This window comes from Ferrimonas kyonanensis DSM 18153, from assembly GCF_000425405.1.
GTDB lineage: Bacteria > Pseudomonadota > Gammaproteobacteria > Enterobacterales > Shewanellaceae > Ferrimonas > Ferrimonas kyonanensis.
In genome coordinates this window covers 1-9,468 of sequence record NZ_KE384370.1, presented here as the reverse complement: position 1 = coordinate 9,468, position 9,468 = coordinate 1, and the positions used below count along the sequence as shown (strand labels likewise).

General features: G+C 58.0%; 8 protein-coding genes and 1 tRNA gene. 2 read left to right on the top strand and 7 right to left on the bottom strand.

Going from position 1 to position 9,468, the window contains the following annotated elements; genetic code table 11:
* Positions 1 to 260: 260 nt before the first annotated feature.
* Positions 261 to 348 (bottom strand) — tRNA-Ser (locus H598_RS0121880).
* 262 nt (positions 349 to 610) lie between these two features.
* Positions 611 to 1,381 (bottom strand): CHAD domain-containing protein, encoded by a 771-nt coding sequence (locus tag H598_RS0121875; RefSeq protein ID WP_028114914.1) that lies wholly within the window; start codon positions 1,379 to 1,381, stop codon positions 611 to 613.
* 183 nt (positions 1,382 to 1,564) lie between these two features.
* Between H598_RS0121875 and H598_RS27135 the strand changes: the two genes are divergently transcribed.
* Positions 1,565 to 2,122, top strand: a complete 558-nt coding sequence (locus H598_RS27135; RefSeq protein ID WP_051252952.1) for a type II secretion system protein — start codon at positions 1,565 to 1,567, stop codon at positions 2,120 to 2,122.
* A 58-nt stretch (positions 2,123 to 2,180) separates the two neighbouring features.
* Here the strand turns inward: H598_RS27135 and nadA are convergent, their stop codons facing one another.
* The 5 genes from nadA to astE all read right to left on the bottom strand — a co-directional run bounded on the left by nadA (position 2,181) and on the right by astE (position 8,426).
* Positions 2,181 to 3,245, bottom strand: coding sequence for a quinolinate synthase NadA (gene nadA / locus H598_RS0121865; RefSeq protein WP_028114913.1), 1,065 nt, complete (start codon positions 3,243 to 3,245; stop codon positions 2,181 to 2,183).
* Positions 3,246 to 3,410: 165 nt separating this feature from the next.
* Positions 3,411 to 4,988: a dihydrolipoyllysine-residue acetyltransferase gene (locus H598_RS0121860; protein WP_028114912.1), complete on the bottom strand. Its 1,578-nt coding sequence runs from the start codon at positions 4,986 to 4,988 to the stop codon at positions 3,411 to 3,413.
* 11 nt (positions 4,989 to 4,999) lie between these two features.
* Positions 5,000 to 5,977 (bottom strand): alpha-ketoacid dehydrogenase subunit beta, encoded by a 978-nt coding sequence (locus H598_RS0121855; RefSeq protein ID WP_028114911.1) that lies wholly within the window; start codon positions 5,975 to 5,977, stop codon positions 5,000 to 5,002.
* A gap of 2 nt (positions 5,978 to 5,979) precedes the next feature.
* Complete coding sequence (locus H598_RS0121850; RefSeq protein WP_051252951.1) at positions 5,980 to 7,155, bottom strand: thiamine pyrophosphate-dependent dehydrogenase E1 component subunit alpha; 1,176 nt, start codon at positions 7,153 to 7,155, stop codon at positions 5,980 to 5,982.
* Between the two features lie 224 nt (positions 7,156 to 7,379).
* Positions 7,380 to 8,426, bottom strand: coding sequence for a succinylglutamate desuccinylase (astE, locus tag H598_RS0121845; protein ID WP_051252950.1), 1,047 nt, complete (start codon positions 8,424 to 8,426; stop codon positions 7,380 to 7,382).
* 132 nt (positions 8,427 to 8,558) lie between these two features.
* On the opposite strand from astE, the gene msrA reads away from it, so the two are divergent.
* Entirely contained in the window at positions 8,559 to 9,041 is a 483-nt protein-coding gene (gene msrA, locus H598_RS0121840; RefSeq protein ID WP_028114908.1) for a peptide-methionine (S)-S-oxide reductase MsrA, read from the top strand.
* The last annotated feature ends 427 nt before the right edge of the window (positions 9,042 to 9,468 follow it).

Sequence of the window (9,468 nt, the reverse complement as noted above, 5' to 3'; positions counted from 1 at the left end):
GCACGCGGGTACCCAGTGTCTGTTTTCGCATCAAAATCAAAGCCGCAGGGCCCTCGCGTTCGCAAGGGCGACGTAGTGAGGGGGGAACTGCGGAGCCATGAACCACTGCCGTGCTGCCGAATCAGGGAGAGATGATCGCCTGCGGCGTTACTGCGCTCATGCTCCGCTCCGTTGCGAACTGGAGAGTTTGAACCAAGATCTCCACAACGCGCATAAACGGAAAAGCCCCTGCACTTCGTGCAGGGGCTTTTTTGTTTATATGGCGGTTAGGGAGAGATTCGAACTCTCGATACGTTGCCGTATACACACTTTCCAGGCGTGCTCCTTCAGCCACTCGGACACCTAACCAATTTTCAATTGAGAGTTTTAAGAGCTCAATCAAACTCTATGCCAGGTGGCTGAGAATCCCGCCTATGGCGTGATTATGCTGCGCTGCGTGCAGCCACTCGGACAGTTGCCGTATACACACTTTCCAGGCGTGCTCCTTCAGCCACTCGGACACCTAACCAGCTGAGGCAATAACGATGGCTTCATCGTTGCTGCGGATGCGTATATTAGGGAGGCTGAGAGGGGATTGCAAACCCTTTTTTACAATTGACGGCCGACTGGTCTAATTTTGCTCAGGAAGATGGCCCAGTGCCGCCAGTTGCTGCTGTCGGCGATGTTCGAGCTGCTCGAGTAACTGTCGCAGCGCTGGCTGAAGCTCGGTGGCCAGTCGCGGTTGTTGCTGCTCCAAAAACGCAATCTGACAACAGCTGTCATTAAACGCCCCCAGGGTATCCTGCAGCGCCTTGTCCTCTCGGTAGCTAACGCCGGGCTGACACTGCTCTTTCAGATAACGACGGCGCTTTATGATAATCCTCAACCGGTGCCAGTCTTGAGGGTGGCCTCCCAGTAAGGCGCGCTGGTGAACCTGAGTTATTTTCCCTTGCAGTTTCAGCGCCACGTCCTGAGTGGCCTCGGCAAACCCTATCAGTGCCTTGGGCCAGGGCAATGCCATGATCGATACACACAAGGCCCGTTCCCTCTTTAGTTGCCCCAACTGTAGGAACAGCTCAGTAAATGCCTGCCGGCGCCACGCCTCGACGGCAACTCTTAGCGGCTGCTGTTCTGGCAAGGCCTGCTGCAATACATCCAGATCCCGCATTAAGTTAGTCACTCGAGCCTGCTGACCCAGGCTGATCACCAGTGAGTCATACAACGCTTCAGGCAGCAGTGGGCGGTACAGTTTCAGCAAGCTGCGGCATTTCCTCAACCCCACCCGATAGTGGTGCAGCGGCTCGCCATCGCCCTTCAGATCGATGGACTCCCCCTGATGCAGCGCCTGCTGATACAGGCTTGCCAATTTCGGCTGCAGTACTCGCACTACGTCTTCCGACATTGTCCCCCCCAACGGCCGGTAACCCAGCCCTCAGTCTAGGCCAATCACCAGCGAACGGTATGCCGATGTGACAAAACCCTGAGGTTTTTGGTCACCTTAAAGGTGAACGCGGTTTACCCACCACCGCTGACCGCGCTACCATCCCCTTATTCGAGTTAAACTGAATCCCGACAGGATCTCCCATTGAGTAACCGCGGTTTTACCCTGATCGAGTTGATCGTCGTCATTGTGGTCTTAAGCCTGCTGGCCGTCACCGCCCTGCCGCGGCTGATGTCCGTCTCCAGCGAAGCCCACGATGCCAGTGCCAAAAGCGTCTTCGCGGCGTTTAAAGGGGCGGTTTCTCAGTTCCACAGCACCTGCATGGCCAGGGGCGGAGACATTCCCGGTCAAGGGGCTTTGGGGATCGGTGGCGGACTGGATTTCCCCGATCTTGGAGTACGTTCCAGCACTTCGGGCTCCTGCTACCCGGAAGCCGGCCTGGGGGACGGCCGCATCAGCGATTTCGCCGACTGCCTGCAAACCGTCGAAGGACTGCTCTCTCCCCTGCCGCGCCACAACGACACTAGCCTGCCTCACACCCAGGCGGCCTATGAAGCCGCCGCCGACAGCATCGAGATGGTGATTCACTATGCCGGTGTACGCCGATGCGATCTCACCTACGTCGCCGGCGGCGCCGGCCTGAATGGCCCAACCCTCAGCTACAACGGCCAGACGGGCGCCATTCAGATCAGCAACCTTTAACCAGGCAGGATCAAAAAACGCCCCCGAAGGAGCGTTTCATTGCTGGGGCCATTCAGACTCAGGCGTTGCCTTTCACCTTAAGTTTAAGCTCGGCGGCAAAATCCAGCATCCGATTCAGCGGCACCATGGCCTTCTCAGCCAGCGCCTCATCCACAAACACCTCGTGATCGGTCAAATCATCGGTATTAAGACATTTTTCAATGGCCTGCAGACCATTCATCGCCATCCAGGGGCAGTGGGCACAGCTGCGGCAGGTGGCACCGTCACCGCCGGTGGGCGCTTCCATAAAGGTCTTGTGCGGAGACAGTTGCTGCATCTTGTAGAAGATGCCGCGATCGGTGGCCACGATGAAGGTCTCGTTGGGTAACTCCTGGCTGGCCTTGATCAGCTGAGACGTCGACCCGACGGCATCGGCCATCTCGACGATGAAATCCGGAGACTCGGGGTGAACCAGTACCGCCGCATCCGGGTAGGCCTGCTTCATCTCGGCCAGGGCACGGTATTTAAACTCATCGTGCACCACGCAGTGGCCTTGCCACATCAGCATTTCGGCACCGGTCTGCTTGGCGATGTAGCCCCCCAGGTGGCGATCCGGTCCCCAGATGATCTTCTTGTCCTCGCTGTCCAGGTGCTCAACGATCTCGAGCGCAATGCTGGAGGTCACCACCCAGTCGGCACGGGCTTTCACCGCCGCCGAGGTATTGGCATACACCACCACAGTATGGTCCGGGTGCTGATCGCAAAACTCGCCGAAGCGATCCGCCGGACAGCCGATGTCGAGAGAACAGGTGGCTTCCAGGGTCGGCATCAGTACCCGCTTCTCCGGGGTCAGAATCTTGGCCGTCTCACCCATAAACCGCACGCCGGCCACCACCAGGGTCTTGGCCGGATGCTCATTACCAAATCGAGCCATCTCCAGCGAGTCGGCCACGCAACCGCCGGTCTCCTCCGCCAGAGCCTGAATCTCAGGATCGGTGTAGTAGTGAGCCACCAGTACAGCGTCTTTCTGCTGCAGCAGGGTTTTGATTCGATTCCGATAGTCCGCTTTTTCAGCCTCTGTCAGCTTGGCTGGCTTGGGCGGAAACGGGTAATGGGTGTCATCGAGCAGTGGAGCGTGATTCATCGCTATTACAACAGCCTATTTAAGTGGTAGATCGCCATTATACGAAACTCTGAGCCCCATGCTAAGCGCGAAAAGCAATTTGCCTACATCGGATTTATCTCAGCCATAACAAAAACGCCGGTCCTTCCGCTCTGCGGAGGAACCGGCGCCAGCCGAGCCTGGTAATCAGCTCAGGTGCAACATCATCTCAGCGGGATTTTCCAATAAAGATTTCCACAGGTTACAGAAACGGGCAATGGTTCCGCCGTCGATGACTCGGTGATCACCGGACCAGCTCACCTGCATCAGAGTGCGGGCTTCCACCTGCCCTTGCTCATTGAAACGCGGCAGGGTCTGCAACTTACCCAGGGCAACAATTGCCACCTCAGGCTTGTTGATGATGGGCGTTGCCACCGTGCCCCCCAGGGCACCGATGTTGGACACCGACAGCGTCCCGCCCTTGAGGTCTTCCGCTGCCACCCGGCCTTCACGGGCCGCCGCGGAGAGCCGGGTCACCTCGTTGGCCACCTCGATGATCGACTTATTCTGCACCTGCTTGATGTTTGGCACCATCAGGCCCAGCTTACCGTCGACCGCCATGCCGATGTTGTGATCGCCTTTGTAGGTGATCTCGCTGCAGTCATCGTTGACCTGAGCATTCAATACCGGGAACTCCTTGGCTGCCACCGACATCGCCTTGATTATGAAGGGCATCAGGGTCAGCTTTACGCCCTTATCGGCATACCGCTGCTTCAGCTTGGTTCGTAAGGCCACCAGTTCGGTCAGATCCAGCTCTTCGCAATAGGTAAAGTGCGGAATGGTCTGTACCGAGGCCGTCATCTGCCGGGCCATGGCCGCCTGAATGCCGCGAATCGGCACGACGCTGTCCTCAGCACGCTTGTCGGCAACCACAGGCGCCGGCGACAACGCCGGTTCGGAGCGTTCGCCATCCACAAAGCTCTGAATGTCCTGCTTGTACACCCGGCCATTCTTACCACTGCCGGGCACCTCGGCGATGTCGACGTTCAACGAACGGGCCAGTCGACGTACCGCCGGACTGGCCACCGCTTTACCGCTGCGAGCCACTGGCTCGGAAGAGGCCGTTGCCGTAACGCTGCCTGGCGAACTCTCGGGCTCAGGGGCCGAAGACGCCACCATTGCATCAGAGCCTGCGTTAGCGGTGGTTGCCGTGGTTTTCAGGGCGAACAGGGGCTGATGCACCTTGGCAATCTCGCCTTTCTGGTAATACAGCTTATGAATCACGCCATTGGCCACCGCCGGAATCTGCACCAGCGCCTTGTCGGTCATCACATCGCAGATGGGCTGATCTTCCACCACAGCGTCGCCTTCGCTGACCAACCACTCGGCCACTTCACACTCGACGATGCCCTCACCGATGTCTGGCAGAATAAAGTCCTCGATGGTCTGAGCCCCATTGTCAGTGACAGCTTCAGCCTCATCTGGACTCACCACCTTCGATTGAACCGGCGCAGCGGCAACGCTTGGCTCCGACGCGACTTCGGCTTCGGCCAGCTCCACAGAAAACAACGGGCTGTGCACCTTGGCCACCTGGCCCTTGTTGTAAAACAGCTTGACCACCTTGCCATCGAACGGCGCGGGAATCTCCACCAACGCCTTGTCGGTCATCACCTCGGCCACCACCTGGTCTTCTTTGATCTCATCGCCTTCGGCGACCAGCCAGTCCATCACTTCGCATTCGACCACACCTTCGCCAATGTCCGGCAGAATAAAGTCTTTAATCATCGTCGCTTCCCTTAAAACTCGACACTGGCCTTAATGGCTTCAAATATCTTCAGGTGATCCGCCATATGGGCCTGCTCCAGCGCCAGCGGGTACGGGGTGTCCATGCCACAGACCCGAGCAATGGGCGACTCCAGGTGCAGGAAACACTCCTGCTGAATGGTGGCCGCAATCTCGCCGGCAAAGCCGCCAGTCAACGGGGCTTCATGGCTTATCAGCAACCGACCGGTGCGGCACACTGACTTGGCCACGGTGTCCACATCCCAGGGCAGCAGCGTACGCAGGTCGATGATTTCACAGCTGATACCAAGGTCGGCAGCCATCTTGGCGGCTTTCTCAATCAACTCCATCTGAGCGCCCCAGCCCAACAGGGTGATGTCGTTGCCGTTTTGCACCACTTCCGCCTTGGACAGGGAGATGCTGTAATCGCCTTCCGGCACCTCACCCACCGAGGCCCGGTACAATCGTTTCGGCTCAAAGAATACCACCGGGTTGTCGTCACGAATGGAGGCCAGCAGCAAACCTTTCGCCTCATAGGGGTTGCGTGGCACCACAATCTTCAGCCCCGGGGTGTGGGTGAAGTAAGCTTCTGGTGACTGGGAATGGTAGTGGCCACCGGCAATGCCGCCGCCATAGGGAGTGCGTACCGTCAGGCTGCCAACATTGAACTCGTTGCCACTGCGGTAGCGGAATTTGGCAGACTCATTCACCAGCTGATCAAAGGCCGGGAAGATGTAATCCGCGAACTGAATTTCAGCAATGGCGGTACTGCCCTGGGCCGCCAAACCATTGGCAAAGCCGATGATCCCCTGCTCGGTCAGCGGGGTATTGAAGCAACGATCCTTGCCGTACTTCTCCTGCAGCTTGGAGGTCGCCCGGAACACACCACCGAAGTGGCCCACGTCTTCACCGAAGACCACTGCACTGTCGTCGCTGGCCATGGCGATGTCCATGGCGCTGTTTACCGCTTGTAATAGATTCATCTGGGCCATGATTACGCCTCCTTATCCGTGTCTTGAGGGTACACGTCGGGGTAGCGTGCCATGTGTTCCCGGGTCTGACGCAGCTGCTGCTGCAAATGCTGGGGCACCTGATCGTAGACGTCGGTCACCAGGGTGGCATAGGCCGGGCGTGGCAACTTCTCGGCCACCTTGACCGCCGCCAGCACCTCTTTTCGATAGCGCTCATGCAACTCGTTGTCCTGTTCCTCGGTCCACCAACCCTGATTCATCAACCACAGTTTGAAGCGCAGCACCGGATCGTGTTCACGCCACTTGGCTTCCTCCTCACGAGAGCGATAGCCAGACGGGTCATCAGAGCTGGAGTGGGCCCCAAGACGGTAACTCATCGCTTCGATCAGCACCGGCTTGTTCTCCGCCACCGCAATGGCCCGCGCCTGCTGGGTGGCTGCCAGCACCGCCAGCATGTCATTGCCGTCAACGCGGATGGTATCGATGCCATAGCCAACGCCGCGAGGCGCAATGCCGTCGCCGGCAAACTGCTCTTCGGTCGGCGTTGAGATGGCGTAGCCGTTGTTACGACAGAAGAAGATCGCCGGGCAGTTCAACACCGCGGCCATGTTCAGGCCGGCGTGAAAATCCCCTTCGGAGGCGGCGCCCTCACCGAAATAACACAGTGTTACTGCGTCATGGCCGGCCCGTTTCTGACCATAGGCGTAGCCGGAGGCTTGAGGGATCTGGGTGCCGAGGGGGGATGACACCGTCATGTAGTTCAGCTCACGGCTGCCATAATGAATCGGCATCTGCCGACCCTTACCCAGATCTTTCTCGTTAGAGAACATCTGGTTCATAAACTGTTCGGTAGTAAAACCGCGGTAGCGCAACGCTGCTTGCTCGCGATACTGGGCCATGATCATGTCCTTGTCACCCAAGGCCGCCACACTGCCCACCACCGCCGCTTCTTCGCCGATGCAGGTCATGTAGAAGCTGATGCGTCCCTGACGCTGAGCGGCGAGCATGCGCTCATCCAACACTCGGGTAAACACACTGGTGTCGTAGATTTTCAGGGCCAATTGCTGATCGATGTCCGGCAAAGAGGCATCGGCATAGGGGGTTCCGTCGGATTGCAGTATCTTAAGTACAGGGATCTTAAGGGCGTGACCAGAGGTCATCACGGCCTTGTGCACCTGATGCTGAGGTTCGAGGCTCATCGGTCGCTTCCGTCTTGTGTCTGGGGCCAGTGTTCCTGGCCATTGTTATACCCGGCATGGTCTGATCCTGAGGTGACCGGCCACGCCCGGGGCTTGTTATAGTTAGGCTAAAGAGTACTGCCGCTAACCGGGGCGCTCAACTGATTGTCGCCCCTTGATCGTGATCACATTTTTTCGACTGTATCGCATTATTTACAGCCCAGTTGCCATCCGCATTAGTGTCTTTATTCAAATCTGTCGTCAATGGCAGTAGGGACCACCGTCAGCAAGGCCCGCTGGCCCAACGCCACCTTGGCGTTTGGAAAAACAATGGACTCTGCCACCTCGCCCACTCGGACGTCGGTCTCCCCATCCTGCGCCAACAGGGCACCCGGCGGGTATTCGGTGAAATTGGCCTGTGCATCATCGAAGCTAAAGTGGAACGCCTCGTGCTGTTTGTTGACCACCTGACACACGTCAAACACCACGCTCTGTGACAGCGGCGGATACTCGAGAGGCTGGGCAGCAATCAGCCTGGCCAGCTGTTTTTTGCAGGCCTCAAACCGGCTCATGTCATTCTGACCAAACGGGTACACCTTGCCCAACTCCACGGTAAAGGCATCGGCACCGAATTCATTGGAGGAGTAGTAACTGTAGGTCGTTGTCGGGTTGTGAGAAAGCAGAATGGTCTCTACCCCGCAGCCCGCCAGGAATCGAATCTGCTCGATGCTCCAGGCACGCCCTGGACGGTAAGGATAAACCGCAAACTTTTCCCGCTGCGAGTCACGTATGGCGGTATGCAGGTCATAGTGGAAGCGCTTGCGCCCGCTTTGGTGGTAGAAATCGCGTACGGTCTGCTCCAGCAAACGGGCCCGCACCTTCTCGGAATTTTGCTCCCCCAGGGCATGGGCGCCGCTGAACAAGCGATTCATGTTTTCCTGCACGCCACGGGTTCCCTTCAGCATCGCCTCGGGGTTGCCCAATTGCACCAGCAGTCGCTGTCGGCACACCAGGTCACCGCTGAGGATGGCGTTCACCAACTCATTCACCAACTCAATGGGGGCGGTTTCGTTTCCATGAACGCCACAGGACAGCACGATGTCGCTGTCACCGGGCTGGGGCGGCTCTATCGCCAGAATGCCGGTATCAATCAGGGTCAGTTGAGTGCCGTCCTTCAGGGTACGGCTTTGCGGTTGCTTGTGGGGCTGGGGATGCGCCAAGGTCAGCGCCAATAGATCCTGGTGTTCAAATAACACGTCGCACTCCAATTGCTTTTTTCTTGTGGCGGCCATTGTAGCCTCTGTTGCCTCATTGTCGCACCCCCGCCGATTAAGATTCGAGGTTGCAATCTGTCACGGAGCTGATACAGTTTGCAGACACTTAGATGTTTAGACGTCTAGAAGTTCGAATCAAGGAGTTATACTATGGCCATTGCCACCTTCGGTGCAGGATGTTTTTGGGGTGTTGAGCAGTTCTTCAAACAGCTGGATGGGGTCACATCGGCGGTCTGTGGCTACATGGGCGGCGAACAGGCCAACCCAAGCTACGATCAGGTCAAAACCGGCACCAGCGGCCACGCCGAAGTGGTCCAGGTGGAGTTCGATGAGTCCACCATCAGCTACCAGACCTTGCTGGAGACCTTCTGGCAGTTCCACAACCCCACCACCGTCAATCAACAGGGTGACGATCACGGCAGCCAGTACCGCAGCGTCATTTTTGTCCACGACGACGCACAACGCCTGCTCGCAGAGGCCTCCAAGGCCCATCAGCAAGCGCAGGGCTACTGGAAAGAAAAAACCATCGTCACCGCCATTGAACCGATAGCGCCGTTTTATCCCGCGGAGGAGTATCACCAGGGCTATTTCGATAAGCACGACCTGCCCAGCTGTCACATCGCCCTGTACTGAACGGCAACGCCAGTCCTGCCAAGTTGCACCGTCGCCCTTGCCAACGCGAGGGCCCAGCGGCTTGGGTTTTGATCCTGGAAAAGACGCTGGATTCTCGCCTGCGCAAGAATGACGAAAGGCACAGACACTGGATACCCGCGTGCGCGGGCACGACGGAGGGTTGTTGCGAGATGAGTGCAACACTAACGCTGATGGCGTCTACCTCCACCTGCCACACCACCTCACCCTCACCGTGTCGCCCTTGCGAACGCGAGGGCCCAGTGACTTGGGTTTTGATCCTGGAAAAGACACTGGGTACCCGCGTGCGCGGGCACGACGGAGGGGGGGCTAAGGTTGATGAGGAGAACAACCAGCACCGAGCTCTGCCAACACCGCAATCACTGCTCGTTTACCCCTCCCCCTCCCCATTAGCACCGTCGCCCTTGCG